Consider the following 24,590-nt stretch of genomic DNA (forward strand, 5'->3'; position numbering starts at 1 on the left):
GACGAGACCGCGCTCGGCCGAAGTTCAGTGGTGGGTGGGCGGCAATGGGCGACGACGGAGACATGCCATGCCTGAACGAGACTATGACTGGATTGCCCGAAGAGCCTATTCGCTCTGGGAAGACGAAGGGCGCCCTGACGGGCGGGACGAAGCGCATTGGCAGACAGCACTGAACGACTGGGAAACCCTGAACGCTTCTGCGTCTCAGACGACGGCGAAGGCCGGGCGGCGGATTGCCGAGGCCAAGGCGTCGGCCGAGCAGGAAGGACTTGTGATCACCGAAGAGCCGGTTCGACCGGTCAAGAAGATGGCAAGGAGCCGAAAGGGGTGAATAAGGTGGCAGGAGTCGATCTTTCCCCGGCGCTCGGCCGGGCGCAATTCATCCAGCGGGTTCGGGAAGCCTATTATCGCGACGAGGAAGAGCAGCGTCCCAAGCGCCACTCTCCGACACGTGTGCCGCTGCATGTGCTGGCGGTGACCTCCGAAATCTATCCGCTGATCAAAACCGGCGGTCTGGCCGACGTGACCGGAGCTCTTCCCAAGGCCCTCTCCTCATTCGGGATCGAAACGCATACACTTGTCCCCGGCTATCCCTTCATTCTTGCACTGGCTCGGCTCCATCCACCGCTGATGGAGTTCGATGATCTTCTGGGTGAGAAGGCAACCTTGCGGCACCTGGAAATCGATGGCCTCAGCCTTTTCGTCCTTGATGCCCCGGCGCTTTATGAACGGCCTGGTGGCCCTTATGTGGACGCACATGGCGTCGATCATGCCGACAACTGGAAGCGGTTTGCCGTGCTCTCGCTGGCGGGCGCCGAAATCGCTGCGGGTGCCCTGCCCGGCTGGAAGCCGGATCTGGTGCATACGCATGACTGGCAGTCGGCCCTGACGTCGGTTTATCTCCGCCAGATGGGCTCCGCCGTACCCGTGGTGCTCACCATTCACAACATCGCCTTCCAGGGCCAATATTCGGCGCAGCTTCTGCCCCAGATCGGCCTGCCGCCGGAGGTCTATTCCATCGATCAAATGGAATATTTCGGTGATATCAGTTACCTCAAAGGTGGTCTGGTCACAGCAGACCATATCACCGTCGTCAGCCCCACCTATGCAAGAGAGATCCTGTCACCGAGCTTCGGCATGGGGCTTGATGGCGTGTTGAACGCCCGGATCGACAGGCTGCAGGGTATCGTCAACGGGATCGACAAAGAAGTCTGGAATCCGGCGACGGACCCGTACCTCCCCTTCCGCTACGATCTGAAGAACCTGCGCCTGAAGAAGAACAACAAGGCGCTTCTACTCGAGCGCTTCAACCTCGAGCCCGGGGACGGACCGCTGTTTTCGGCGGTCACACGGATTACCTGGCAGAAGGGCATGGACATGCTGGCCGAGGTCGCCGACGAGATCTTCTACCGCGGTGGACGGTTGATCGTGCATGGCCAGGGGGATCACGACATCGAGGACGCCCTCAAGGCGACTGCGGCACGCTTTCCGGGCCGTATGGCGGTTTCGATCGGCTATAGCGAGCCGACAGCCCATCTCATTCACGGAGGTTCAGACGCTATCATCCAGCCATCGCGCTTCGAACCATGCGGGCTCACACAGCTTTATGCGCTGCGCTACGGCTGCGTGCCCGTGGTATCGCGCACCGGGGGGCTGTCGGAAACCATCATCGATGCCAACGACGCGGCAATCTCCGCACGCGCGGCCACCGGCTTCCAATTTCATCCGGTGCGACCAGAAGGATTGCGCCACGCGTTGCGTCGCGCGGTGGACGCCTACGAAGACAAACGGAAATGGGCGCGTCTGCAGCTGCAGGCGATGCGTGCCGACTATTCCTGGGATCGCAGTGCCGAGAGCTATGCCGAGGTCTATGGCCACCTGACCGAAGCGAGGGTGCAGTTGCGCCACTGAAGCGTCTTCAAACAATCGCTCAACATGTCAAAGGGCCCGGAATTGCTTCGGGCCCTATGACGTTTTTCTGCAGCTGGTCAAGGTCTTGTCTCGCCACCCTGCGCGCCGGGAATGGTGCCTCCGGTGCCGGTTTGGGGTGTCGGATCGCTGTCGGACTCCATGGCGGGAAGCGTCCCGCTCGTCGTAGGACGGCTATCGCTGGCGTTGTTGCTGCTGCTTCCTCCCTCGCCACAAGCGGTGAGCAGGACAAGGACGGCGGACAGTGCGGTGACTTTGCTGAGGTTCATCTCCAGTCCTCTCTCTGATGATCGCCCAGAGCATGCAGCTGCTCGCGAAACGCGATGGTTCGTTCCAGGGCGGCGACGTCCTCGCCGTTTGCAGGGACGGGGTCTTCGACAATGGCCTCCAGGACGGCAGGATCAGTGACCCCAGAGCGGAGTGCCTGGCGTAGCGTTTCACGCGTCTGCCGTTCAGCCTCCAGCTGGGCGAACAGCGCAACAATCAGACGATCGCGCGGGTCGGGAAAGCGACGCCAGCGCGGCGGGCGCACCGTCTCGGACATGATCCACTCCTTAAAAGAGTTATTGCTCTTCAAGGAAACTTTTCGCGCCCGCCAAGGTTCCCCTCCCGACGGCTTAGCAGACACGGGGAGAAAGCATTTGGATGCCGATTTGAAGTCATTGGAGGCTCGGCTCAACGCGCACCGGGAAATTCTTGTCTCGCTGCTCAGCGAGATCCTCACTTCGCCGGAAAACGTTCCGGGATTACTACGAAACCTCGAACAGGAGGTGCTGCTGCGTGATGGCTCGGAAGATCCAGGCGTCGAGCCCTCAGCCGGAGTTGATCGCGGTCATCAGAAGGGCGAAGCGATCCGCGACATCCTGGACACTGCCAAAGAGCGTGCCGCAGCTCTGCGGCGGGCATCGAACGATCTCAATGCGCCCAATGGTTTCACCGAAGCACTCAAGAAAGGGAACTCGCCATGATTTCACGACTATTCACCCAATGGCTTCAGAGGTTCCGCAAGCCGAAGGAACAGGAGAATGGACCGGAGCATACCCAGGTCGCGCTGCCGCTGCGGGCCGATCTGCCGCTTCGCGAGCGCTCGCGCTCTCTCGTTGCTGTTCCTGCGCAGATCAACGGAGCCTGCATGGGGTCAGGCAAATTCTAACATCACCGGCGGTTCGTCTGGTCCCGGATGTCGAAATTGACATCCCAGTCTTTCGGCGGGTCTTTCTTGCCGGGCGGCCATTTGTTGATGGTGGCATCCTGCGAACCGGTGACGACGGTAGGCTTGGCGCTGACGACGCCGTCGCTATCGCCACCCGCTTGGGTCCCGGCGAACTGCCCTTCGGCATCTTTTTCAATCGTCCTCTTGTCTGTCTTCTTTCGATCTTCGCTCATGGTCTTTCCTCCGATGATCTCATCGTGATCAACCCGGTCATCGGCACAAAGGTTCCTGTTGCTACTCGGCGCTTGCCGCCAGGAAAGACGACAGCGAAGCGATCAAGGTCCAGCGCAGACCCTGCGGATCAAAGTCGATCTTGACCTCGCCCGCAAAGGCGCTTGCCGCATGCCGCTCGATGACGGTCGAGCCAAAGCCGCGCCGCGTCGGCTGCTTTACCGGTGGACCGTGCCGCTCGACCCAGGAGAGTTCAAGCCTTGGCTTGCCGGTCTCCTCGTGGGGATCAAGGACCTGCCATGCGATTTGAATACGGCCTTCAAGGACCGAGAATGCGCCATATTTCACGGAATTGGTCGCCAGCTCGTGAAAGACGAGGCCAAGGTTCTGAACCGCGTTGGCATTGACGAGCAGGTCCGGCCCTTGGCGATCCACCCGATCCATCGAACCGGTGACCGTCGTGAGATGCAAATCGATCAGCGAAGCAAGCGGAATGCCACCCCATTGCTGCTTGGCAAGCGCCTCGATCGACTGGGCGAGCCCCGCAAGGCGGCCGCTGACGGCACGCTGAAACTCCTCCACGTCACTCGTGCCGCGGGCCAACTGACGCATCATCGCCTGAACCAGGGACAGGATGTTCTTCGTTCGATGAACCAGTTCCTGTAGGATGAAATGAATGCGCTCCTCCGCCTCCGCGCGATCAAAGGAGGCGTTCGAAAGTGCAACGGCGACCTGGTTTGCCTCGACGATCTTGGTGGATTCAGGTGAGACGATTTCCCCCTGGCCGATGCGCTCCGCCATGCAGGCGATCCTGCGAATCGCGGAGCGAAGGTGGTGAGCCGCCACCGCCACAATGCCGAACAGAAGGCTCAGCAGCACCAGACTGCCGATCAGCAGGTTCTTCCAAAGCGTAACGAAAGACCCGTTCAGGCTATCGACAGGCCCCCAGACCACGGCGCGCCATGGCCAGTCCGCGACTTTGGCGTAACCCATCAGATACTGCCGACCGGCCTGATAGAAGACCGCACTGTTGTTGGTTCCGTACATCAGCTCAAGCCAGCTTTGGTCCAGTTGTGTCCCGGAGGACCGGGCCTCGACACCGTCGGAGACAACGATCCGCCCATCGCCATCCACCAGCGCGGAAGACCAGCCTGGGGGAAGCGCTTCTCGGGTGGCGAGGCTCGCGAGGCTGGCTGCATCTTGCGTGAGCACGACGGCATCCATTGGGCCTGATGCGACTGCAGCCATCGGCTTGGTCAGGTTGACCACCCAGCGCTGGCTTGTCGCACCGAAAAAAACTCCGGATAACTCAACTTTGCCGGACCTGATGGCAGCGCTCACCGAGCCGGGGTTTGCCATAGGCCGGAGCTCGGCTCCCCAAGGCATCCGGGTGTTGAGGATTTGAACCCCATCCTCCCGCGCCAGCATGACATAGAGAGAACTTTCCTTAAGGCTCTCGCCGACGCGCGTATGGAAGGCCTGGAGATCGCCCTGCTGCAACTCCACGGAGTTTGCGACCAAGGCGAGCGTTATCTCCATATCGGCGATCTTCCGCTCCACGGCCCGGCTGATCGCCTGTGCGTCGTCAGCCACGTCGGTTCGTAGTGTTTGGAATTGCGAGCGCTCGAGCTGCAAGAGTAGGAAAGCGACAAAAGCCAGCAAAGGCACCGTCGCCAGCAGCGCCATCGCCGCGAGATACGAACCGATGGACGCGGTCGGGAAAAGACCGAGAAACAGTCTGCCGACGCGGTTCAAAGAGCTCTCCTCCTGCCGTTAGGCGCAGTTTTCACGCTGCCGGGGTCGAACCAAAAGCGGATCGCGGCGTTAGAGACGGGAGACCTGCAGAGGAGGTTGCGATGATTTTCAAGCCACAGAGATTTCACGGAGACGCAGCTGCCGTCGCGCAGGAGTTTCCAGCCGAGGCGCAGCTTGAGCAGCGCGTCGCCGAAGCCTTGGCTGCGTCTGATGGGACCGGCGCCGAGGGCCTCAGGGTGGTTGCCACGAAAGGCGAAATCTTCCTCTTCGGCGTGGCGACACGCGACGAGATGGACCGAGCTGTGGAGGTCGCATTGGCGGTGCCCGGCGTCGAGAAGGTGACCGTTCGGATGGAAAGTGGGAAAGGGCCCTGAAACGCTGACATGCCCCCCAGAGCGAGGCTCCTGCGGTAGGACGAAGCCGGTCCGATGGGCGGCTTTAGGCCGGCACCACAGACCAGGCGGATCCGCCTTTGCGTCGATCGCTTTCACCGCTGTTCCGATGTTGTTGGACGGACCATGGGTCAGGCGCGGCCACTCATCCCAGTGCCGTCCGGACCCCATGGCTGCGTCATGCCAGCAATCTCCAGCATCCGGCCACGCAAATCCTGCTGTCGGAGCACCGTTACTTTGTGTTTTGTGCTCTGACTGTCAGAATAGGTTCGCGCAGCCTCAACGGCGAGCCTGTAGCTCGGGTAGACCGGCGACTGTCCCTCCTCCGAGAGAAAGCACCAGCCATTTGCCTGAGGGATGATGTCACAATAAACCTGAGTCATGCCGCACTCCTCCTGATGAGCGTCGAACTCGCGATCGGACGAACGGTTCCGGCGTCAGCCAGATTTATTTGTCGACCGGTTCAACTCATCCGCAGGCGAAGAGAAGCGAGTGGGAGCGGAAGTTGGACAGGTCACGCATGTCTGCCTCTGCCTCCTCAGGCGTTGCATGGATCGTGATGCCATGGACCGGTGGCAATGTTGCGTCACGGTCCGTGAAATTCGCGCGCAGCTGCCAGCGATGCTCACCCAGCTGCCAGTCGATTGCCAGCAGCCCCTCCTCGGCTTTCAGCACATGACCGACGCCGCCACCAACATCGCGCAGCAGAGGGATCAAATGGCGTCTGCGTTTTTCCAGCAGGCTTTGGCAGAGGCTATGCGCGATGCGTCCCCCGTCCGTCTCGGCCTCCTGCCAATCGAGTTTCGAGGCCAGAAAGGTTTCAATGTCATTCGGGCCGCGTATCTCGTCCAGCGTCAGATCGTCGGTGCCGAAGGCTTGCGATTGCCGCAGCCGATCCTCAGGACTGTTTTGGTCGAGGTCCGGAGGGTAGTCGCTGAAGAAGAAGAAGCGGCCCACAGACCGGAACTCATCGCCCATGAACAGCATCGGCACCTGCGGCGCGAGCAGCAACATCGCCATCAGACGCTCCGCCAGATCGGGAACGATGAGGCTCCACAATCGATCGCCACGGCCGCGATTGCCAATCTGGTCGTGGTTCTGGAGAAAGTTGATGAAGGTGATAGGCGGCAGATGTCCACTGGGTTCGCCGAGCGGCTTATTCCCTTTCTCTTTAATTCGTTCGCCCTGAAGGGCAAAGCCGCTTGCCAGCGTCCTGGCGATGCGCGGCCAGAAATCCCTGGCGAAGACCTTGAAATGACCGCCATGCTCGCCGGTTGCCCAGGCGTGGATGAGATGGTGATAGCCGTCATTCCAGACCCCGTCATAGAGCCGGGCCGAATTGTCATCGTTGCGCTCGTGCAGGGCGGTGATACAGCGTCCGTCCTCCACCACCAGATGGATATGCCGTTCCGGCAGGGATTTTCTAATCGTGAGCGCCAGCTCCTGCATGACAGGGATATTGCTGTCCTCGTCGCCCATCCGATCAGCGGCATCGAAGCGCAGACCGTCGAGGGCGAATTCCTTCAGCCAATAGAGGGCGTTTTCCGTGACGAAGTCCCGCATGGGCTGGCGCGAGACATCCGGCCTCGGTCCCCAGGGCGTGCCCTCGGCCATGAAGAGATCCGGCGCATAGATTTGCAGGTGATTTCCATCCAGGCCGAGGTGATTGTGGACAACATCAAGCATCACCATCAGACCAAGACCATGGGCCTGGTCAATGAAAGCCTTCATGTCGTCAGGTGCGCCATAGGCGGGGTGCGGTGTGTAAGGGAGCACACCGTCATATCCCCAGCCTCGGCTCCCTCCGAAGGCGGCGACCGGCATCAGCTGGATGACCGTTATCCCGAGTTCCGCGAGCGTAGGCAGCCTCTCTGCGGCGGCGGCAAACGTGCCTTCCTGCGTAAATGTGCCGACATGAATTTCGTAGATGATGGCCTCGGACCAGGGTCGCCCGATCCAGCCGCTGTTCTTCCAGCGATAGGCGGTCGGGTCGATGATCAGCGAGGGGCCGTGGACATCGCTCGCAAGCGCACGCCCGGCGGGATCCGGCACCTGCTTACCATCCGGCAGAACGAATGCGTAAGCGGTGCCCGGCGCTATATTGGTGGCTAGAAGCTCCCACCAGCCATCGCCCATGGCTGTCATCGGCACCTCTTCATCACCAAGGCGCAGGACCAGCATCTCGACGGCCGAGGCCCAGATACGAAAGCGAACTTCGCCGGCTGCGGTGTATTCCGCGCCCCAGCTTTTTGGGGAGACCCGATATTCCTGATCGACCGCGAGTGCCTCAGTCTCAGGCGTGGATAGCCGGTCATCCATTTCTTGCACCTTCGCGTGGTCGCTTGAGCGCATCGAACAGCGCGGCGCGCGGAAAGGTTCCGGCACGTGGAGATCGGAGGCCTCCACTTTTGGGTATCGGTTTATCTCAGGAACAAAGACGGGGCCGATCGAATTGGTCTTTCACGACGCCGACATCGATCGCATCCTGCGGCAGGCGGCTTTCTAGGAGATGACCATGCCAACACCCGATCCTTCATCGCCTTTTGGCGACCAGCCGCCCATGCCCGCCCCGGTCTGGACGCCGGAGATCCCGATCGACGAACCGCAACCGGATGTGCTGCCGGACGAGGTCCCGAGGCCCAATCCCGACGAAACACGGGATCCGCCAGTAACGGATCCCGGTGCGAATATCTGACGTGAGAAGGCTCTGCCGGTTTTATCGCAGGCCGGCGACCCGCTCCCAGCTCTTCTTGCCGGCAACCCAGTTCTGCCAGTCGGACACCGAGCCGTAGAAGACGTTGAGGTCGATCTTGCCGTTCACGCCCTGGGAAAGGCCGGAACCGGAATACTGCCAAAACACCCACTTGCGACCGGGATAGACCTTGGACGGATGGGCAGCCACCGAACGCAGCCAGAAGGGATAGTCGAGGAAATGGCCGCGCAGGTTGTCCTTGTAGAAATCGGGTGCCGTGTAGATCACCGGACGCTTGCCGTAGTGCTGCTCCAGGCGATCCATGAAGACCTGCATCTTCTCGCGCGCCTTTTCCGGCGACAGGCGGAAGCGGCAGCTCGACTCGCCGTTGTATTCGACATCGATGACCGGCGGCAGGGCATCCGGATCGCGCGGAACATTGCGGATGAACCAGTCGGCCTGCTCTGAGGCGACGCGGCACCAGTAGAAGAAGTGATAGGCGCCGCGCTTCAGACCGGCGTCCTTGGCCCGCTTCCAGTTGGTGTGGAACATGGGATCGAGATGATCACCACCGTCGGTGGCCTTGATATAGGCGAAGTTGGCGCCCTGGCTTCGCAGCGTCGCCCAATCGATATTGCCCTGCCAGCGCGAGACATCGACGCCGTGAACCGCATGATGCTTCGGTTTCACCTTGCCGAAATTGATCGGCTTGGCATCACTGAAACGCTGGTTGTAGACGCGGTGGCGGCCGGTCGAGCGCGCAGCGGGCTCCTGCGGGGCCACAGCGGAGGGCATCGGCGGAGCCAGCATGGCCATGGAGCGCTGATCGGGAACCGGCATGCCTGCCGTCATCGGGGACGTCTCGAAATGTGCCTGGTTCGGGGTCCTGCCCGCCCAGGCTAGAGCCTGAGGATCGGCAGCAGATGGAGCAGAAACTGGGGTGATTGCGCCAGTCTGCTCGTTCACGGCAACAGCGGGTGTTGGCACTGCAGCCGTCTGTGTCGGCTGGGGGCGCAACTGCAAGGCTTCGACAGGATTTGTCCGGGCACTGCAGCCGCTGAGCACAAGGCAAGCGATGAGGAGCGAGGGCAAGACCTTGGAACGCATGACACACGGACTCTAACTATCGGCCGGGCATAAGCGGAGGCGAGCACCCGGAGCTTCAGGGAAATTGCTAACAAAGCTTTACCGGAAAAAGGTGAATGCAATCTTTACGGATCAAACAGAGTGTTTTGAGAACCCATGGCTTCAATCAGCGAACGATTTGCGTTCACACGCATGTGCACCGTGAGCCCTGATCCTTAGGGCTTGAGCCATCGTAAGGCGTTTCATTCGGTCATTTCCAGCCCAGGGATAAGCCATGCTTCGCCGACGCTCCTTTCTCGTGACCTCGATGTTTTTCCTCGCCGGCGGCCCGGCACGCAGTGAGGATGCCTGGGAGGCTCTTCGCAGCCGGCGAGCCTTTGTGCTCCTGCGCCACGCGATCGCACCGGGTACGGGCGACCCACCGGGCATGCGACTCGGCGACTGCAGCACCCAGCGCAATCTCTCCCAGGAGGGCCGTGCGCAAGCCGCGCGGATCGGGTCCTTGTTCCGCGACAACGGCATTGAAAAAGCGGCGGTCTATTCGAGCGAATGGTGCCGGTGTCTGGACACAGCGACGCTGATGGAGCTTGGGCCCGTCTCGCCGCAGCGGCTGTTGAATTCTTTTTTCGGCCGACCGGAAGATGGTACGGGACAGACAGAAGCGCTGAGGACCTGGCTGTCCTCCCATACTTCGGAGTTGCCGCTGGTCCTCGTCACGCACCAGGTGAACATCACGGGACTGACCTCAATCGTGCCAAGGAGCGGAGAACTCGTCTTCGCAAGCCTGGATGCGGGCAGCAATGTCAGTGTCGTCGGTCGGCAGTCTACCGAAGCATGACCGGAACATGGGTTGGCGGGCTCAGGCCTGCCAGGGGTAAGCACGTCGACAATCGGCATCTGTCGGTTGAACGATCGGCTTTGCACTGACAAAAGTTCAAGATGTAATCGCTATCACGGCAAACCTGTTTGAAACATGTTACTTTGACGCTGCCACGATTGGGGAGCGGCGAGACCATGGACGTATTGCGGGCGAGGCTGGACGATCAGGCCTATGAGGATGCCATTCGCTATTGCGCCAACAGCATCCTGCCGATGCATTTCAGTGAGAAGCTGATCAACAAAATCTTTGGTCGCAACCTGCAATCCCATGCCGCTGGCCTTCTCGCCGTCATGCATTGTGAGGCGGAGCTCGGTCTGGGCGCACGCCCGACGCTAACGCGTATCCAGGCGGAGATGGGGCGCTCCCGAACGCTGTCGAGCTTCTTTGCCCTTCTGCGGTTCGCGCGTTTCATCGAGGCGATCGATCATGAGGAGGATCGAAGGGCGAAGGTGCTGGTGGCCAAGCCCCCACTTCTGGATGGGCTGAAAACCTGGCTGTCCCATCATATGACCTGCGCGGAAGTGGCCGGTCTTCTGCAGACCGGCAGCACGCATCGTCTGAAGACAGACGAGGAATATGGGCTGCGCTACATCGCGGCCGCGCGGCTGATGTTCGATCGGGTCAGGGCGCATATGGCCAATGGCCAGGATGCCTGGTCCTGGTTTGACGGCTTCGATTGCGGTGACAGGATAGCGCTAGCACTGCTGAGAGCGCATTACGAACATCCGGGGGATCAGGAAACGCGTTGGTTTCTTCTCGAAGCCCGGCAGCTTGCCGATCGCCTGGGCATTTCGCATTCGCATGTGCGCAATGTGATGAACGGGGCGGAGGAGCGGGGTTTCGTCCTTCAGGATCGTCGAACGCATAACATAGCACTCACGGCGCGGATGCTCGATGATATCAGGGACTACCATCTGTCCTTCTGGAGCTGGGTCGCCGAGACCGCAGAACAGGCAGAGAGCAGGCGATCGTCGCTTGCCTGATCGCCCATCTTACCTCTCGCACTTGCCGTCCTGCCGCACTGCAAAATAGGATCGTGTTGCAGCAACAGGCAGAGGGGATCTTATGGACGCAACGCATGACACGAGCCAGCTTGAAATGGTGGTCCTGATGACCCCCGACATGGCGAATTTCTCCGGCAAGGTACATGGGGGCGCCCTGCTCAATCTGCTCGACCGCGTGGCCTATTCCTGTGCCTCGCGATACTCACAGCAGTATGCGGTCACCCTTTCGGTCGATCAGGTCGTCTTCCGCCAGCCGATCCATGTCGGTGAACTCGTGACCTTCCGGGCCTCGATCAATCATGCGGGGCGCACCTCGATGGAAATCGGCATAAGGGTGGAGGCCGAAAACATCCGGACCGGCGAACGGCGCCACACCAATTCCTGCTATTTCACCATGGTCGCCGTGGATGCCGAGGGCAAACCGACTGCCGTTCCTCCCTATGAGCCGCAATCGGACATCCGCAAGCGGCGGCAGCGCGCCGCCGAGACCCGCCGCGCACTGCGTCTGGAATTCGAAGCGCGCTTCAAGGAGGCGAGCCAGATGGCGGATGGAGATCGGGCACACGGCTGAATCCCATCCTGCCCGTTCAGGTCAGGCGCTCACGGACTGATAGGCACGGCGGAAATAGACGAGGGCCTCTTCGCTATCACCGGCGCGAACATCAACGACACGGCACATCAGGATAAAGTGCGTGCCAACCTCGACCGTTTCGGTCACTTCACAGTCAAAAGAAACGAGTGCGTCTGCAAGGAGCGGTGCACCCGTCTGGCCGGATGTCCAGCGGGCGGCGGCAAAGCGGTCTTCCATGGGCGTCTTGCCGCCAAAGAGCGAGGATACCGCTTCATGGCCCGGCGCCAGCGCGTTGACGGATACCACCTTGTTTTCCATGACCGCCGGGGCAGCCGAGCTTGCCCTGTTGAGGCAGACGAGCAGCGTCGGCGGGTCGTCGGTAACGCTGGTGACGGCGGTTGCCGTGAAACCTGCTCGCCCCGACGGCCCGTCGGTTGCGATCAGGTTCACGGCGGCGGCAAGCGACGCCATCCCGTTGCGATAGGTTTCGCGCGTCACCGGCGGCAGCGGCGCCCTGGTGCCAGACGGGGCGCAATGAAGCTCTGTCATGACGGATCCTTCTCGTGAGGTTCGAACCAAGCCTTGGAGCCAAGCGATTATCGTCGTTGCGTCAGAATTCTCGCAGATTGTCGCGCAGCAGTTCGTGAGCGTATGACGTACGGGCGAGGCCTCGCTTCTGCAGCGCCGGCACCAGACCGTCGGCCACTTCCGTGAGGTAGCGTCGGGACACACGAAGCACCGGTGTCGTGATGAGGAAACCGTCGCCGCCGACTGCGTCCATGACCTCACCCATGCGCTCGGCCACCTGGTCCGGCGTGCCGATCAGCTCGACGGAGGAGACGAGACCGCCGCCGCCGGAAACGACGAGCTCGCGCAGCGTCTTGCCACTGCCCCATTGCTGGAACTTGTCGAGGGAACCAGACTCGCCGTTGGTCACCAGCTTTTCCGGCAGCGGCTTGTCGAGATCGAACTTTGAGAAATCGATTTCGGTGATGGCGGAAATCGACGCCAGCGTATCGGTGATGAAATAGTCGGAGGAGACAAGGCGCTTGTACTTTTCCTGCGCCTCGAATTCCGTCTCGCCGAGCGTCGGCGTGACGCAGAAGAGCACCTTGATCTCATCGGGATCGCGGCCCACCTTTGCCGCACGGGCGCGGATATCGTCGCGGAAGGCTTTCATCTCCGCCACGCCTGAGGCTACCGAGATGATCGAATCTGCAAAGCGGGCGGCAAAGTCGCGGCCACGCGGCGAGGCGCCGGCCTGGACATAGATCGGTCGATGCTGCGGCGACGGCACCGTGTTGAGCGGCCCGCGCACCTGGTAGTGCTTGCCGACGTGATCAATGGTCCGGACCTTGGACGGGTCGACATAGATCCCCTTCTCCCGGTCGAGGACGACGGCGTCCTTGTCCCAACTGTCGAAGAGCTTGTTGACGACCTCCATATACTCTTCCGCCATCTCGTAGCGCGTTTCGCGCAACGGCAGCTTGTCCATGTTGAAATTCTTGGCCGCCAGATCCTCGGCGCTGGTGACGATGTTCCAGCCGAAACGGCCGCGTGTCAGGCTGTCGATGGTCGAGCAGAGACGGGCGAGCAGGAAGGGCGGATAGGCCATGGTCGACATGGTCGCGACGACGCCGAGGCGCGACGTGGCCATGCCCATGGCGGTCGCAAGCGGCGCCGGATCGTGCTTTGGCACCATCATCGCGTTCTTCAGCGCGAAATCCCGCGAGCCGCCATAGGTCTGCGGCACCATAAGCTTGTCTTCGATCATGATGTAATCGAAGCAGGCACGCTCCAGGGTCTGCGCCATCTCGATGTAGAAGCGCCCGTCCCAGGGATAGCCGCCCTGCCCGAAGGGTTCGCGCCATTCGTCGGGCGTGAAATTCATGAACCAGGCGAGGTGCATCTTCTTGGCCATGGGAAGGCTCTCCTTTGTCAGCGGGCAGTCTGGAGGGGGATGATCTTGGAACGGGTGAGTTCGAAGCGGGCGGAATCGCGCACGATCCTGGGCTTGGCTTCGAAGTCGGAGATGATGCCGGCGCCGTAGCGCTCGGGCGCCTGTGGGTCCTTACGATGCTTGTCGATAGCAATCACACGGGTTCCGAGTTCGAAAGCCTCGCCCATGTCATGGGTCACCATGACGATCGTCATCTGGCGCTCGCTCCAGAGCTCGCGGATCAGCACATGCATGCTCTTGCGGGTTACAGGATCGAGCGCGCCGAAGGGTTCATCGAGCAGCAGCACCTTGGGCTGCATGATCAGCGCCTGGGCAATGGCCAGTCGCTGTTGCATGCCGCCGGAGAGTTGCTGGGGATATTTGTCGACCGCGTCTTTCAAGCCGACACGCTCCAGCAAGGCATGTGCACGCTCAAGCAGCGCCTTGCGTCGTGGACCGTAGAGCTTGCCGAGAAAGGTCGAGCCACGCCATTCGGGGCCGAGCATGATATTGCCGAGCACCGTCTTGTGCGGGAAGACCGAGTAACGCTGGAAGACGACGCCGCGATCCTCCGTCGGTTCGCCAGCAATCGGCTGGCCGTCGATGCGGATCTCGCCACGTGTCGGCACCTCCTGGCTGAGCAGCAGGCGCAGCAGCGTCGTCTTGCCCACACCGCTCGGGCCGACGATCGACAGGAATTCGTGATCCTTCAACGTCAGGCTGACATTTTCGAGGATGATGGCGTCGCCATACTCCTTCCAAACCTTGTCGAAGACGATCTCGACCATCTCAGCCCTCCTTCAAGACGGACCAGGGGAAGAGCCAGGCCGAGAGTTTGCGAAGGGCTAGATCGACAAGAAAGGCGAGGAGCGTGATCCAGATGACGTAAGGCAGGATGATATCCATCGCGAGATAGCGACGAACGAGAAAGATGCGGTAGCCCAGCCCGCCTTCGGCGGTGATCGCTTCGGCAGCAATCACGAAGAGCCAGGTTGCGCCGAGCGAGAGACGCACCGCGTTGATCAGTCCCGGCATGATCTGGGGCAGGACGACATGGATCAGCATGTGCCAGGTGGAGCCGCCGAGCGTCTGGGCCTTGATGATCTGCTCACGCGGGATGGCATCCACCCGCAGCACGACATCGCGCATCAGGAAGGGGGCAACGCCGAAGACGATCAGCACGATCTTCGAGACCTCGCCGAGACCGAAGAGGATGAAGAGGATCGGCAGAACGGCGAGCGGCGGCACCAGGGAGATCGCAGCCAGCACCGGATCGAAAGTGGCCCTAAGCTGCGGGATAAAGCCGATCGGTGTTCCCAAGACGAGGCCCATCAGGGCGGAGAGGCCAAGGCCGACAAAAAGGCGCCAGAGGCTGAGATATGTATCCCACCAGAAGAGAAGCGCACCAGTCGCACGATCCTGCTCAAACATCATCCGCTGCATGGCTGCGACGAAGGAGGGAACCCCCGGCATCAGCTTGTCTGTGGGATTGACCAAGAGACGGGCCTCGGACGCCAGGAGATAGGCGACCGCAATCAGGATGAAGGGAAGGATGCCGAGGAAGAGACGCTGGCCTCGGGACGGGGGGTAGTTGATGATCCGCTTCATGGTTCGTCCCCTTTCCCGTCCCCAGGCCTTTCGAGTTCAGAGCCCGCCGTCTGCGCCGAGCTTGGCGTAGGACGCGTCAATCCTCAGCTTGATGTTGGCGGGATCACCGAGCACGGTGCCATCAGCGAGTTCGATCCCGATCGCATCGACCGACGTGGCGCCTTGGCCGAAGAGGCCTCGGTCGAAGGAGAACTTGCGAATGTCATCCATGATGGTGCCGGTCTTGGGATCGGTGAGGAAAGCCGCGGCTTCGGCCGGCGTGTAGAAGAAGAAGGTCGTGTCGATCTGGGTTTGCAGGCCTGCCTGATCGGTGCCAAGTGCCGAGGCCATGTATTCGTTGACCGGCTTGGCTGCGTCACCGCCTGCCTTCATCGCCGCAAGCGCTTCATACCAGGCGCCGGTCAGCGCCTTGCCGAAGGCGGGATTGTCCTTGAGGACCTCAGTATTGCCGATGAAAACGTCCATGATCTCACCCGGGATCTTGGAGCTGTCAAAGAGCACCTTGCTCTCCTTGGACCCGGCCAGCATATCGGCCGACATGGGCTTCCAGGCCGCAGCATTCTGGATGTCCGGGTTGGCGAGATAGGCCGCGGCGATATCAGCATCCGAGATGTTGACCGTCTTCACCTCGCCGACGCCGCTCAAGCCGTTGAGGACCAGAGCGCGGTTCAGCAGATAGTGCGAGACGCTGTATTCGACGAGATAGACTTCCTTGTCCTTGAGATCAGCGACCGACGCCGCCGACTTGGACATCAGCATGTCATTTCCGTTGGAGTAGTCGGTGATCAGGAAAATCGACGTATCGATGCCACCCGCAGCCGGCATGGTGAGCGCATCCATACCGGCAACGCCAACGGCATCGAGCTCACCGGCGATGAACTGGTTGATGGAGCCGACATAGTCGTTGACGGCGATCATCTCGATCTCGATGCCGTATTTGTCGGCCCACTTCTTCAGGATGCCGCTTTCCTTCATGTAGCCCATCGGCATGAAGCCGATATAGATCGAGTACCCCACCTTGAAGCTCGTTTTCGCTTCCGCTGCAGCCGGCAGAACCGATGCGGCCAAGAGCGTGGTGGACAGGATGATGGACTGGGCAATGGCACGAATTGAGTACTTCATCGGCTTGTCTCCAGATCGGATCGCGGGGCTGATTGCGGTTAACTAAGCAAGCGTTTAATAGCTTCGCAAGTGCAAAAATGACGAAGATCAAATTTTGGGCAAACGAAATCAGTGATTTAGCGAGAAACCTGTTTTTTGGGCGCAAGCCAATGCTGCATTGCACATAATCCAGTCAGCGATTTTGCACTGGCATTGTCCTGAAAGTGGCGGTAACGGCTCCGGAACAACCTGACGAGGACTTCAAGAGTTTGGGCAAGGTGGCACGACAGAGGCTGGACCCGGAACGGCGGATGGAGCTCATCCTCGACGCCACGCTCGGGCTGGTGGGTACATCGCATTTCAGCGTCGTGACCATGCGGGACATCGCGCTCGCCTGCGACGTCAATGTGGCGCTTCTCTACCACTACTTCGCCAGCAAGGATCAGTTGATCCGCGCGGTGCTCGCCCGCGCGCTCGGGCAGGTCACCGGAGACTATGAGCTGAGGCGACATGCCCATCAGGACGACTTTCTCGGCGATATCGGTGCCTGGTTCGCCACCCATGCGGCGATGGCGCCGACCATGATGTCGAGGATGGTCAAGCTGATGTCGGACCAGGCCGCCCAACCCGTGCGGGATCCCGAGCTCGACACACTCGTACAGGGCTTCTACAGCTTCGAGCGAACACTGATCGTATCAACCCTTGAAGCCGGCATGACGTCCGAGCGCTATCGCAAAGTCTCACCTGAGAAACTTGCACGCTTCATCGGGTTGCATCTGGACGGGATCTTCCATGCCGCAGAAAGCCGTGGCGAGGTTTGCATCGCGGACGATATTGCCGAGCTTCCGGGAACTGTTGATCACGCAGCTGCGCCCCTGAACGTTAGAACAACTAGATCCGGGAAAAGGCCGCAAGCACGGTGCGTTCGGACTGCAGCAGATAGGCTTCCAGAGCTGCGGCTGCACCTTTCGGGTCCCCGGCTTCCAGCTTCTGCAGAATTTCCGCATTCATCTCGACATAGGGAGCATGGAGCAGCTCTGGCTCCTTGAGGAGACCGAAGCTCAAGCGCAGTTCGGCTGCGATCTGGGCATAGAAGCCGTTCAGGCGCTGGCTGTCGGCCAGATCGACGATCGCCGCATGGAACTTCATGTTCTCGCTGCCGACTGCCGTCCAGTCGTTGCGATCGCGGGCCGATCGAGCGGCGTCGACCGACGCGCGCATACGCGCTACGGCGGGATGATTGGGATAGGCGTTGGCGAGCGCCTGGCCCTCGACGATGCGTCTTACCCTGTAGATGTCGATGATCGAGGCCATGCTGGGGGTCGCGACGAAGACGCCACGGTTCGGCTCGTGCTGGAGAAGGCCGTCCTTGGTGAGCAGGCGGAACGCCTCGCGCAGAGAGTTGCGGGAGACATCGAAGTCAGCACTCAGGGCAGCTTCTGACAGACGCTGGCCTGGCTTCAGTTCACCGCTGATCAACCTGTCGCGAATTGCTTCCGCCAGGCGCGGAGCCAAGGCTGCAGTGGTATCCGTGTCTGCCATCAGTTTCCCCAGTTGGCCCGGTCAAGCCGGCACATCATCTCGGACCGCGCACCGACAGGGCGTCAGCAAGCTGCCCGCCGCTTTATCATCCAAGCGCGGAATCGCAGCAAGAAGTGGAGCAGAAAGCGACCAAAAATTGTTCCAGCTGCGCGGATATCCGCCCAACCGTGCATCATTCTGCTCATTTCAGAGTCAGAAAGTAGAACGATAAAATAAAATCGTTGAACAATATTGACAGAATTGTGAAACCACGCGAGGCTGACCTCGCAGGTGAACAACAAGCCCCGCGTCAAGCCGGGACAGGTCAACCGAGAGGGAAACATGGAACAGACTTCGACCACGGCCGGTGAGGCCGCACCCGGCGGCATGTCCGCCAAGACGCGGCGCGCCGCGCTGACTGCAGCAATCTTCCTGATGGCGACGTCCGCCATCGGACCGGGCTTCATCACCCAGACAGCAACCTTCACCACCAAGCTCGGCGCTGCCTTCGCCTTCGCAATCCTGGCTTCGATCCTGATCGACTTCGTCGTGCAGCTGAACATCTGGCGGATCGTGACGCTGACGAAGATGCGTGCCTCCGACATCGCCAATGCGGCCATTCCCGGTACCGGCTATCTGCTCGCGGTCCTCGTGATTGTCGGTGGTCTTTTCTTCAACATCGGAAATATCGGCGGCACCGGCCTCGGCATCAACGCCATGGTCGGGCTCGACCCGAAATGGGGTGGCGCGATCAGCGCGCTGATCTCGATCGGCATTTTCCTGTCGCATCGCGCCGGTGTTGCGATCGATCGGCTGATCGTGGTGGCCGGCGTCGCGATGATCATTCTGACGCTCTATGTCGCGATCGTCTCGCAGCCTCCGGTGGGTGACGCTCTCTTCCAGACCTTCATTCCGTCGACCATCGACTTCGCGACGATCACCACCATCGTCGGTGGTACGGTCGGGGGCTACATCACCTATTCGGGCGCCCATCGCCTGCTCGACAAGGGCACGGTCGGCATCGAGAACCTCAGCGCCGTCAACCGTGCGGCCCTGTCGGGGATCGCCGTCACCGGCGTCATGCGCTACGTGCTCTTCCTCGCGATCCTTGGTGTTGTCGCAAGCGGTGTCGTGATCGACGTATCCGGCAAGGGTGCCAACCCGGCAGCACAGGCCTTCCAGGCGGCCGCCGGTGACGTTGGTCTTCGCATCTTCGGTGCGGTGCTCTGGTTTGCGGCGATCACCTCGGTCATTGGAGCTGCCTATACCTCGGTGTCCTTCATCACCGTCTTCAAGCCTGATATCACCGAACGTGGCCGCAACATTGCGACTGTCATCTTCATTGCCGTCTCGCTGTTCTTCTACGTTATCATCACCACGCCGCCGGCGCAGATGCTGGTCTTTGTCGGCGGTCTGAACGGCCTCATCCTGCCGATCGGTCTTTCGATCTTCATCTATGCGGCCTGGGCACGCTCCGACCTGATGGGTGGCTATCGCTATCCGCGCTGGCTGTTGATCCTCGGAGCCCTCACTTGCGCGCTCACCTGGTACATGGGCTACAAGTCGATCGGACCGATCTTCGCGCTGCTGACGGCCGCCTGAGCAAGACGAAAGGGGAGGAAGACATGACTGCTATCGATCTGAACAGCGACCTCGGCGAAAGCTATGGCGCCTGGGCCATGGGCGACGACGAGGCGATGCTTTCCATCGTCTCCAGCGCCAATGTCGCCTGCGGTTTTCATGCCGGCGATCCTGTCGGCATCCTGAAGACCGTCAAGGCTGCCGCAGAGCGCGGTGTCTCGATTGGGGCGCATGTCTCCTACCCGGACCGCGTCGGCTTTGGCCGGCGCGACATGGATGTCACATCGGCGGAACTGACCGCCGATGTGATCTACCAGATCGGCGCGCTGAAGGGCGTTGCGGCGGCTGCCGGCGTCAGCGTCGGCTATGTGAAGCCGCATGGTGCGCTCTATAATCGCATCGCCCATGACCCGAAGCAGGGCCAGGCTGTCATCGACGGCATCCGGGCGATCGATCCGAAGCTCATCATGATGGGGCTCGCGGGCTCGCCGATCCTCGATCTCGCCCGCGCCTCGGGGTTGAAGGTTGTCGCAGAGGCGTTCGCCGATCGCGCCTATATGCCATCGGGTGCGCTTGTCTCCCGCCGGGAGCCAGGGGCCGTGCTGCATGATGCAGGGCTTATTGCCCGACGCATGCTGCAGCTTGCCCATGACGGGACGATCGAGGCGATCGATGGCTCGACGATCAAGATCGACGCGCAATCCATCTGTGTCCATGGCGACAGCCCCGGTGCCGTCGCGATCGCGCGGGAAATCCGGCAGGCTTTCGAGAAGGACGGGATTGCAGTGCGATCCTTCCTCAAAAAACACGCCTGAGGCTCAGATGCGTTTTCTCCCCGTCAGTCTGACTGTCCTGATCGTCGAATTGAAAGATCTCGACGAAACACTCGCGCTTTTCGCATCGCTGGAAGCCGAACCGGTGGACGGCATCGTCGACATCGTCCCGGCCGCGCGGACGCTGATGATCCGGTTTCGACCAGAGGTGCTGACAGCGGAAGGCCTGGCTGGGGCGATCAGCTCTCGTGATCTCTCGGCGAAGATCCCGCCGTCTGACATGCTGGTCGAGATCCCCGTCATCTATGACGGCGAAGACCTGCACGACGTCGGAGAGCTAACCGGACTTTCCGTTGCTGAGGTGATCGAGCGGCATACGGCGAGCGAATTCACCGTGGCATTCTGTGGCTTTGCGCCGGGTTTCGGCTATCTGGTCGGCGGCGATCCAGCGTTGCAGGTGCCGCGGCGGCAAAGCCCGCGCACGAAGATCCCCGCCGGATCGGTCGCGCTCGCCGGCGCCTTTTCCGGCGTCTATCCGCAGGCGAGCCCCGGCGGCTGGCAGCTCATTGGCACGACGCCGCTCAAGATGTGGGACCTGACGCGCGATCCGCCCGCGCTGTTCCAGCCGGGATACCGGGTGCGGTTCTTCGATCTTGCCAAGCGGCCGCAGAGCGTGGTTGCATCCTGTCGCGTAGAACCGACCCCCGCAGGCAACACTGCATCTCATGCCGCCACGACGATCACGGTCACCGCCGCCCCGATGCCGGCGCTGGCGCAGGATCTCGGCCGTTTCGGCCAGGCAGGACAGGGCGTCTCCTCCTCAGGCTCCCTTGACCAGGGGGCCTTCCGGGCTGCGAACCGGATCGTCGGCAATCCCTTGGAAGCGGCCTGCCTGGAGATCACGCTCGGTGGTTTCGCCTTCGAGGTTTCCGGGCCGACCGTGATGGCCCTGACGGGCGCCCCCTGCCCCATCTCGGTTCGCAACAAGGAGGGTCGGAGCATCGTCGCCGAAGGATATCAGCCGATTTCACTGGAAGCGGGAGACACGGTTTCCCTCGGTTTCGCGGCGCGCGGCGCCCGCAGCTATCTCGCATTTCGCGGTGGCCTCGATGTCGCACCGATTCTCGGCAGCGCCTCGACGGATACGCTTGCCGTCGTCGGGCCGGAGCCGGTCGGCGTCGGCGCGGTGCTTGCCATTGGCAAGGGGGAGCACCGCCTTTCGCCGGTGTCGCTGACCGAGAGCCCTGCCTTTATCTGTCCGGCACCGGGCGAAATCGTGACGCTCGATGTCGTCATGGGTCCCCGCAGCGACTGGTTCACCGAGCGGGGGATCGAAACGCTGTCGAGCCAGGTCTACGAGGTGACGCCGCAATCGAACCGGGTCGGGATCCGGCTCTCCGGTCCGGAGGCCCTTGAGCGCAAGGACAAGGCCGAGCTTCCCAGCGAAGGCACGGCGACGGGCGCGATCCAGGTTCCGCATAGCGGGCAGCCCGTGCTCTTCCTCGCCGATCATCCGCTCACCGGCGGCTACCCGGTCATCGGCACGGTTGCCGAATACCATCTCGATCTCGCCGGCCAGATCCCGGTGAATGCGAAAATCCAATTCCGGCCGATCACGCGTTTCGCCGAGATCGTGCCCGACCGGGCGTGATCCGCGAAGCGGCGATGGCAGGCCAAGAGAGACAGTGAGGAGACCCCGATGAAGAAAGTGCTGATCGCCAATCGCGGCGAAATCGCCGTGCGCATCATCCGCGCCTGCCGCGACTATGGGCTTCAATCCGTCGCAGTCTATGCCGATCCGGATCTGGATGCGCTGTTCGTCAAGTTGGCAGATGAGGCCTATGGGCTTGGCGGCAGCCGCCCGGCGGAGACCTATCTGGACATCCAGAAACTCGTCGAGATTGCCCGACGGTCAGGGGCGGACGCGGTGCATCCCGGCTACGGGTTCCTGTCCGAACGGGCGGAATTCGCCCGCGCCGTACAAGAGGCAGGCCTTACCTGGATCGGCCCCGATCCGCATGTGATCGAAGCGCTTGGCGACAAGGTCGAGGCGCGGCGGATCGCGCTTTCGGTCGGCGCGCCGCTGGTCGCCGGCAGCGATGGTCCGGTCGAGACTGCCGAGGAGGTCGTTGCGTTCGCCAAGCAGTACGGTTTGCCCGTTGCGATCAAGGCTGCGCATGGCGGCGGTGGGCGGGGCCTGAAGGTCGCCTGGAAGATGGAGGATGTGGCAGAGCTCTATCATTCCGCCGTGCGCGAGGCGCAAGCCGCCTTCGGTCGTGGCGAATGTTTCCTTGAGCGCTTTCTTGATCGACCGCGCCATATCGAGGCGCAGGTTCTCGCGGACAAGCATGGCAATGTGCTGGTGCTCGGGACACGCGACTGTTCGCTGCAGCGGCGCAATCAGAAGCTTGTGGAGGAGGCGCCGGCGCCCTTTCTCAGCGATGCCCAGCGGCAGGCGATCCACGATGCGGCGAAAAAGATCTGCGCGGCAGCGGGTTACTCCGGTGCCGGCACCGTCGAATTCCTGCTCGGTGTCGACAGCACGATCTCGTTCCTCGAGGTCAACACCCGCCTGCAAGTCGAGCATCCGGTGACCGAGGAAACGACCGGCATCGACCTCGTCGTCGAGCAGTTCCGGATTGCCGAGGGCAAGGCGCTCGAAGTGCTGCAGACCCCTGCCCCGCGCGGTCACTCGATCGAGTTCCGCATCAATGCCGAGGATCCCGGCCGGGGCTTCCTGCCGACGCCGGGCGCAATCACGCGCTTCGATCCGCCATCCGGCCCGGGCGTGCGCCTCGATACGGGCGTTACCACCGGCTCGACCGTTCCCGGGACCTTCGATTCCCTGATGGCAAAGCTGATTGTCACAGGCGCAACCCGCGAACAGGCGCTTGCCCGGGCGCGACGCGCCTTGGCTGAATTTGCGATTGAGGGTGTTGCGACGGTCCTGCCCTTCCATCGTGCAGCAATGGAGAGCCGTGATTTTACCGGTGAAGAGGGTTTCCGTGTTCACACGCGCTGGATCGAGACGGATTTTGCCGAGACGCTGACTACGGCTGTCCGACCCGAGCCGCTTCCAGACACAACGCTGATCCGCACCCATGTCGAGATCGACGGCAAGCGCCACGAACTTGCTATCCCGGCTCTGCTGCTGTCCGGGCTCGCCGGTGCCGCCGGAAGTGTTGCGAGTGACTTAGGGCACGCTGCGGCGAAGGCCGAGGATGCCTCCAGCATCATCGCGCCAATTTCCGGGACACTTCAGGCCTTCAAGATCGAAGACGGCGCCATGGTCGAAGCGGGTGACCTGATCGCGGTGATGGAAGCCATGAAAATGGAAACGCAGGTTATGGCGTCGCGCTCAGGGCAAGTGAAGCTGATTGCGGAAGCCGGGTCCTATATCCAGGCTGGCGCACTTGTCGCCCGATTCGAGTCCTGATCAAAACAGATAACGCCCGCAACAAGTACGGGCGCTCTGATCGACAATTCGCTTTGCCTCAGCGCTTGTAGGCGCCGAGACCGGGGCGGTAGGTCTTGTCGTCGAGGAACTGCTTCAGGCCCTCGGCGCGACCATTGCTCTTGTCGAGGAAAAGCATCTGCTCGAGCTTGGCATAGATGTAATCGTCGGCCTGCTCCCAAGGCATGTTGCGCACGCGCTTGAACGTGTCCTTCGCCGCCTTCAGGACGACAGGGTTCTTTTCAAGCAGGCTCGCGCACAGTGCACGAACGCGGGTTTCGAGATCGGCCAGCGGCACGGACTCGTTGACCAGGCCCATTTCGCGGGCCTTCTGGCCGCCGAAGGTCTCGCCGGTCATGATGTAGTAGAGCGAGTCGCGGTGGTTCATGACTTCGGCCACGGCGCGCGTGACATTGCCGCCCGGCAGGATGCCCCAGTTGATTTCAGAGAGGCCGAAGGTCGCCTCATCCGCGGCGATCGCGAGGTCGCAGGAGACCAGCGGGGTGAAGGCGCCGCCGAAGCACCAGCCGTTGACCATGGCGATGGTCGGCTTTTCGAAATACATGAGGCGGTTCCACCAGCCACCGGACTGACGACGGCTCTTCAGGACTGCGGCGCGACCCTTGCCGTCGTTCTCACGGAAGTATTCCTTCAAGTCCATGCCGGCCGACCAGGATTGGCCGGCGCCGCGCAGGACGAGAACGCCGCAACGATCGTCGGCTTCCAGTTCGTCGAGCACCTCAAGCATGCGGATATTCAGCGTCGGGCTCATGGCGTTGCGCTTTTCCGGCCGGTTCAGCGTGACGTAGGCAATCCCGTTGTCGAACTCGACGAGAACCGGGTCTGGCTTGGCATTGGTGTCGGACATGATTGGCTCCTTGAGGTATTTCGTTGGGGCGTTGGTGCCCATTCATAGGCGT

At 61.5% G+C, this 24,590-nt stretch carries 28 protein-coding genes; 13 read left to right on the plus strand and 15 right to left on the minus strand.

Features of this window, described 5'->3' with window-relative positions; all coding sequences use genetic code 11:
• Positions 1-67 precede the first annotated feature (67 nt).
• Positions 68-331 (plus strand): DUF2934 domain-containing protein, encoded by a 264-nt coding sequence (locus AC1PUL_RS14875; protein ID WP_480464923.1) that lies wholly within the window; start codon positions 68-70, stop codon positions 329-331.
• Between the two features lie 128 nt (positions 332-459).
• The gene (gene glgA, locus AC1PUL_RS14880) at positions 460-1,911 is read left to right on the plus strand and encodes a glycogen synthase GlgA (protein WP_480468591.1); all 1,452 of its coding nucleotides are present in this window, start codon (positions 460-462) and stop codon (positions 1,909-1,911) included.
• Between the two features lie 77 nt (positions 1,912-1,988).
• Here the strand turns inward: glgA and AC1PUL_RS14885 are convergent, their stop codons facing one another.
• Together AC1PUL_RS14885 and AC1PUL_RS14890 are read right to left on the minus strand one after the other, a co-directional pair.
• Positions 1,989-2,198 carry a hypothetical protein gene (locus AC1PUL_RS14885; protein ID WP_480464924.1) on the minus strand — a complete coding sequence of 70 codons (210 nt, stop codon included), beginning with the start codon at positions 2,196-2,198 and terminating at the stop codon, positions 1,989-1,991.
• Positions 2,195-2,473, minus strand: a complete 279-nt coding sequence (locus AC1PUL_RS14890) for a hypothetical protein (protein ID WP_480464925.1) — start codon at positions 2,471-2,473, stop codon at positions 2,195-2,197. The genes AC1PUL_RS14885 and AC1PUL_RS14890 overlap by 4 nt, the downstream gene beginning before the upstream one ends.
• 97 nt (positions 2,474-2,570) lie before the next feature.
• On the opposite strand from AC1PUL_RS14890, the gene AC1PUL_RS14895 reads away from it, so the two are divergent.
• Together AC1PUL_RS14895 and AC1PUL_RS14900 are read left to right on the plus strand one after the other, a co-directional pair.
• Positions 2,571-2,897 carry a hypothetical protein gene (locus AC1PUL_RS14895; RefSeq protein WP_480464926.1) on the plus strand — a complete coding sequence of 109 codons (327 nt, stop codon included), beginning with the start codon at positions 2,571-2,573 and terminating at the stop codon, positions 2,895-2,897.
• Positions 2,894-3,082: a hypothetical protein gene (locus AC1PUL_RS14900; RefSeq protein ID WP_480464927.1), complete on the plus strand. Its 189-nt coding sequence runs from the start codon at positions 2,894-2,896 to the stop codon at positions 3,080-3,082. The genes AC1PUL_RS14895 and AC1PUL_RS14900 overlap by 4 nt, the downstream gene beginning before the upstream one ends.
• 2 nt (positions 3,083-3,084) lie before the next feature.
• On the opposite strand, the gene AC1PUL_RS14905 is transcribed toward AC1PUL_RS14900, so the two are convergent.
• Positions 3,085-3,315 (minus strand): hypothetical protein, encoded by a 231-nt coding sequence (locus AC1PUL_RS14905; protein ID WP_480464928.1) that lies wholly within the window; start codon positions 3,313-3,315, stop codon positions 3,085-3,087.
• Positions 3,316-3,376: 61 nt separating this feature from the next.
• Entirely contained in the window at positions 3,377-5,068 is a 1,692-nt protein-coding gene (locus AC1PUL_RS14910; protein ID WP_480464929.1) for an HWE histidine kinase domain-containing protein, read from the minus strand.
• Between the two features lie 101 nt (positions 5,069-5,169).
• Here AC1PUL_RS14910 and AC1PUL_RS14915 point away from each other — a divergent pair, with 101 nt between their 5' ends.
• A complete protein-coding gene (locus tag AC1PUL_RS14915; protein ID WP_480464930.1) occupies positions 5,170-5,442 on the plus strand; it encodes a BON domain-containing protein in 273 nt (90 codons plus the stop codon).
• Between the two features lie 149 nt (positions 5,443-5,591).
• On the opposite strand, the gene AC1PUL_RS14920 is transcribed toward AC1PUL_RS14915, so the two are convergent.
• Together AC1PUL_RS14920 and treZ are read right to left on the minus strand one after the other, a co-directional pair.
• Positions 5,592-5,843, minus strand: a complete 252-nt coding sequence (locus AC1PUL_RS14920) for a hypothetical protein (RefSeq protein ID WP_480464931.1) — start codon at positions 5,841-5,843, stop codon at positions 5,592-5,594.
• An 85-nt stretch (positions 5,844-5,928) separates the two neighbouring features.
• Positions 5,929-7,779 (minus strand): malto-oligosyltrehalose trehalohydrolase, encoded by a 1,851-nt coding sequence (gene treZ / locus AC1PUL_RS14925; protein WP_480464932.1) that lies wholly within the window; start codon positions 7,777-7,779, stop codon positions 5,929-5,931.
• Between the two features lie 196 nt (positions 7,780-7,975).
• Here treZ and AC1PUL_RS14930 point away from each other — a divergent pair, with 196 nt between their 5' ends.
• On the plus strand, positions 7,976-8,155 hold the full coding sequence (locus tag AC1PUL_RS14930) for a hypothetical protein (protein ID WP_480464933.1): 180 nt from the start codon (positions 7,976-7,978) through the stop codon (positions 8,153-8,155).
• Between the two features lie 21 nt (positions 8,156-8,176).
• Here the strand turns inward: AC1PUL_RS14930 and AC1PUL_RS14935 are convergent, their stop codons facing one another.
• Complete coding sequence (locus tag AC1PUL_RS14935; RefSeq protein ID WP_480464934.1) at positions 8,177-9,259, minus strand: glycoside hydrolase family 25 protein; 1,083 nt, start codon at positions 9,257-9,259, stop codon at positions 8,177-8,179.
• 253 nt (positions 9,260-9,512) lie between these two features.
• Here AC1PUL_RS14935 and AC1PUL_RS14940 point away from each other — a divergent pair, with 253 nt between their 5' ends.
• The 3 genes from AC1PUL_RS14940 to AC1PUL_RS14950 all read left to right on the plus strand — a co-directional run bounded on the left by AC1PUL_RS14940 (position 9,513) and on the right by AC1PUL_RS14950 (position 11,693).
• Complete coding sequence (locus tag AC1PUL_RS14940) at positions 9,513-10,076, plus strand: histidine phosphatase family protein (RefSeq protein ID WP_480464935.1); 564 nt, start codon at positions 9,513-9,515, stop codon at positions 10,074-10,076.
• A 176-nt stretch (positions 10,077-10,252) separates the two neighbouring features.
• Positions 10,253-11,101: a hypothetical protein gene (locus AC1PUL_RS14945; protein WP_480464936.1), complete on the plus strand. Its 849-nt coding sequence runs from the start codon at positions 10,253-10,255 to the stop codon at positions 11,099-11,101.
• Positions 11,102-11,183: 82 nt separating this feature from the next.
• Positions 11,184-11,693 carry an acyl-CoA thioesterase gene (locus AC1PUL_RS14950; protein WP_480464937.1) on the plus strand — a complete coding sequence of 170 codons (510 nt, stop codon included), beginning with the start codon at positions 11,184-11,186 and terminating at the stop codon, positions 11,691-11,693.
• 21 nt (positions 11,694-11,714) lie between these two features.
• On the opposite strand, the gene AC1PUL_RS14955 is transcribed toward AC1PUL_RS14950, so the two are convergent.
• The 7 genes from AC1PUL_RS14955 to AC1PUL_RS14985 form a co-directional block, all read right to left on the minus strand.
• Positions 11,715-12,242, minus strand: a complete 528-nt coding sequence (locus AC1PUL_RS14955) for a flavin reductase (RefSeq protein ID WP_480464938.1) — start codon at positions 12,240-12,242, stop codon at positions 11,715-11,717.
• Between the two features lie 61 nt (positions 12,243-12,303).
• Positions 12,304-13,614: an NtaA/DmoA family FMN-dependent monooxygenase gene (locus AC1PUL_RS14960; RefSeq protein ID WP_298461305.1), complete on the minus strand. Its 1,311-nt coding sequence runs from the start codon at positions 13,612-13,614 to the stop codon at positions 12,304-12,306.
• Between the two features lie 17 nt (positions 13,615-13,631).
• Complete coding sequence (locus AC1PUL_RS14965) at positions 13,632-14,420, minus strand: ABC transporter ATP-binding protein (RefSeq protein ID WP_480464939.1); 789 nt, start codon at positions 14,418-14,420, stop codon at positions 13,632-13,634.
• 1 nt (position 14,421) lies between these two features.
• On the minus strand, positions 14,422-15,240 hold the full coding sequence (locus AC1PUL_RS14970; RefSeq protein ID WP_480464940.1) for an ABC transporter permease: 819 nt from the start codon (positions 15,238-15,240) through the stop codon (positions 14,422-14,424).
• Positions 15,241-15,276: 36 nt separating this feature from the next.
• Positions 15,277-16,362 carry a putative urea ABC transporter substrate-binding protein gene (locus tag AC1PUL_RS14975; protein ID WP_480464941.1) on the minus strand — a complete coding sequence of 362 codons (1,086 nt, stop codon included), beginning with the start codon at positions 16,360-16,362 and terminating at the stop codon, positions 15,277-15,279.
• A 719-nt stretch (positions 16,363-17,081) separates the two neighbouring features.
• On the minus strand, positions 17,082-17,204 hold the full coding sequence (locus AC1PUL_RS14980; protein ID WP_480468653.1) for a hypothetical protein: 123 nt from the start codon (positions 17,202-17,204) through the stop codon (positions 17,082-17,084).
• Between the two features lie 28 nt (positions 17,205-17,232).
• Positions 17,233-17,883, minus strand: coding sequence for a GntR family transcriptional regulator (locus AC1PUL_RS14985; RefSeq protein ID WP_480464942.1), 651 nt, complete (start codon positions 17,881-17,883; stop codon positions 17,233-17,235).
• 321 nt (positions 17,884-18,204) lie between these two features.
• On the opposite strand from AC1PUL_RS14985, the gene AC1PUL_RS14990 reads away from it, so the two are divergent.
• From AC1PUL_RS14990 to AC1PUL_RS15005, 4 genes are read left to right on the plus strand one after another with little or no spacing between them, the layout of a single operon-like run.
• The gene (locus tag AC1PUL_RS14990; RefSeq protein ID WP_480464943.1) at positions 18,205-19,464 is read left to right on the plus strand and encodes an NRAMP family divalent metal transporter; all 1,260 of its coding nucleotides are present in this window, start codon (positions 18,205-18,207) and stop codon (positions 19,462-19,464) included.
• Positions 19,465-19,487: 23 nt separating this feature from the next.
• Entirely contained in the window at positions 19,488-20,258 is a 771-nt protein-coding gene (locus AC1PUL_RS14995) for a LamB/YcsF family protein (protein ID WP_480464944.1), read from the plus strand.
• Between the two features lie 7 nt (positions 20,259-20,265).
• Entirely contained in the window at positions 20,266-21,867 is a 1,602-nt protein-coding gene (locus tag AC1PUL_RS15000; RefSeq protein WP_480464945.1) for a 5-oxoprolinase subunit B/C family protein, read from the plus strand.
• Positions 21,868-21,915: 48 nt separating this feature from the next.
• Entirely contained in the window at positions 21,916-23,652 is a 1,737-nt protein-coding gene (locus AC1PUL_RS15005) for an acetyl/propionyl/methylcrotonyl-CoA carboxylase subunit alpha (protein ID WP_480464946.1), read from the plus strand.
• 58 nt (positions 23,653-23,710) lie between these two features.
• Here AC1PUL_RS15005 and AC1PUL_RS15010 read toward each other — a convergent pair whose 3' ends face one another.
• The gene (locus tag AC1PUL_RS15010; protein ID WP_480464947.1) at positions 23,711-24,538 is read right to left on the minus strand and encodes a p-hydroxycinnamoyl CoA hydratase/lyase; all 828 of its coding nucleotides are present in this window, start codon (positions 24,536-24,538) and stop codon (positions 23,711-23,713) included.
• Positions 24,539-24,590 lie beyond the last annotated feature (52 nt).

It is taken from the genome of Rhizobium sp. P43 (assembly GCF_056730705.1).

Bases quoted from the DNA above. Each gene is read 5' to 3' on its own strand.
- AC1PUL_RS14945 (WP_480464936.1), top strand. From the start codon at position 10,253: ATGGACGTATTGCGGGCGAGGCTGGACGATCAGGCCTATGAGGATGCC.
- AC1PUL_RS14900 (WP_480464927.1), top strand. From the start codon at position 2,894: ATGATTTCACGACTATTCACCCAATGGCTTCAGAGGTTCCGCAAGCCG.
- AC1PUL_RS14990 (WP_480464943.1), top strand. From the start codon at position 18,205: ATGGAACAGACTTCGACCACGGCCGGTGAGGCCGCACCCGGCGGCATG.
- AC1PUL_RS14890 (WP_480464925.1), bottom strand. From the start codon at position 2,473: ATGTCCGAGACGGTGCGCCCGCCGCGCTGGCGTCGCTTTCCCGACCCG.
- AC1PUL_RS14930 (WP_480464933.1), top strand. From the start codon at position 7,976: ATGCCAACACCCGATCCTTCATCGCCTTTTGGCGACCAGCCGCCCATG.
- AC1PUL_RS15005 (WP_480464946.1), top strand. From the start codon at position 21,916: ATGAAGAAAGTGCTGATCGCCAATCGCGGCGAAATCGCCGTGCGCATC.
- AC1PUL_RS14955 (WP_480464938.1), bottom strand. From the start codon at position 12,242: ATGACAGAGCTTCATTGCGCCCCGTCTGGCACCAGGGCGCCGCTGCCG.
- AC1PUL_RS14885 (WP_480464924.1), bottom strand. From the start codon at position 2,198: ATGAACCTCAGCAAAGTCACCGCACTGTCCGCCGTCCTTGTCCTGCTC.
- AC1PUL_RS14975 (WP_480464941.1), bottom strand. From the start codon at position 16,362: ATGAAGTACTCAATTCGTGCCATTGCCCAGTCCATCATCCTGTCCACC.
- AC1PUL_RS15000 (WP_480464945.1), top strand. From the start codon at position 20,266: ATGCGTTTTCTCCCCGTCAGTCTGACTGTCCTGATCGTCGAATTGAAA.
- AC1PUL_RS14970 (WP_480464940.1), bottom strand. From the start codon at position 15,240: ATGAAGCGGATCATCAACTACCCCCCGTCCCGAGGCCAGCGTCTCTTC.
- AC1PUL_RS14915 (WP_480464930.1), top strand. From the start codon at position 5,170: ATGATTTTCAAGCCACAGAGATTTCACGGAGACGCAGCTGCCGTCGCG.
- AC1PUL_RS14965 (WP_480464939.1), bottom strand. From the start codon at position 14,420: ATGGTCGAGATCGTCTTCGACAAGGTTTGGAAGGAGTATGGCGACGCC.
- treZ (WP_480464932.1), bottom strand. From the start codon at position 7,779: ATGGATGACCGGCTATCCACGCCTGAGACTGAGGCACTCGCGGTCGAT.
- AC1PUL_RS14875 (WP_480464923.1), top strand. From the start codon at position 68: ATGCCTGAACGAGACTATGACTGGATTGCCCGAAGAGCCTATTCGCTC.
- AC1PUL_RS14995 (WP_480464944.1), top strand. From the start codon at position 19,488: ATGACTGCTATCGATCTGAACAGCGACCTCGGCGAAAGCTATGGCGCC.
- AC1PUL_RS14940 (WP_480464935.1), top strand. From the start codon at position 9,513: ATGCTTCGCCGACGCTCCTTTCTCGTGACCTCGATGTTTTTCCTCGCC.
- AC1PUL_RS14950 (WP_480464937.1), top strand. From the start codon at position 11,184: ATGGACGCAACGCATGACACGAGCCAGCTTGAAATGGTGGTCCTGATG.
- AC1PUL_RS14960 (WP_298461305.1), bottom strand. From the start codon at position 13,614: ATGGCCAAGAAGATGCACCTCGCCTGGTTCATGAATTTCACGCCCGAC.
- AC1PUL_RS14985 (WP_480464942.1), bottom strand. From the start codon at position 17,883: ATGGCAGACACGGATACCACTGCAGCCTTGGCTCCGCGCCTGGCGGAA.
- AC1PUL_RS14905 (WP_480464928.1), bottom strand. From the start codon at position 3,315: ATGAGCGAAGATCGAAAGAAGACAGACAAGAGGACGATTGAAAAAGAT.
- AC1PUL_RS14935 (WP_480464934.1), bottom strand. From the start codon at position 9,259: ATGCGTTCCAAGGTCTTGCCCTCGCTCCTCATCGCTTGCCTTGTGCTC.
- AC1PUL_RS15010 (WP_480464947.1), bottom strand. From the start codon at position 24,538: ATGTCCGACACCAATGCCAAGCCAGACCCGGTTCTCGTCGAGTTCGAC.
- AC1PUL_RS14920 (WP_480464931.1), bottom strand. From the start codon at position 5,843: ATGACTCAGGTTTATTGTGACATCATCCCTCAGGCAAATGGCTGGTGC.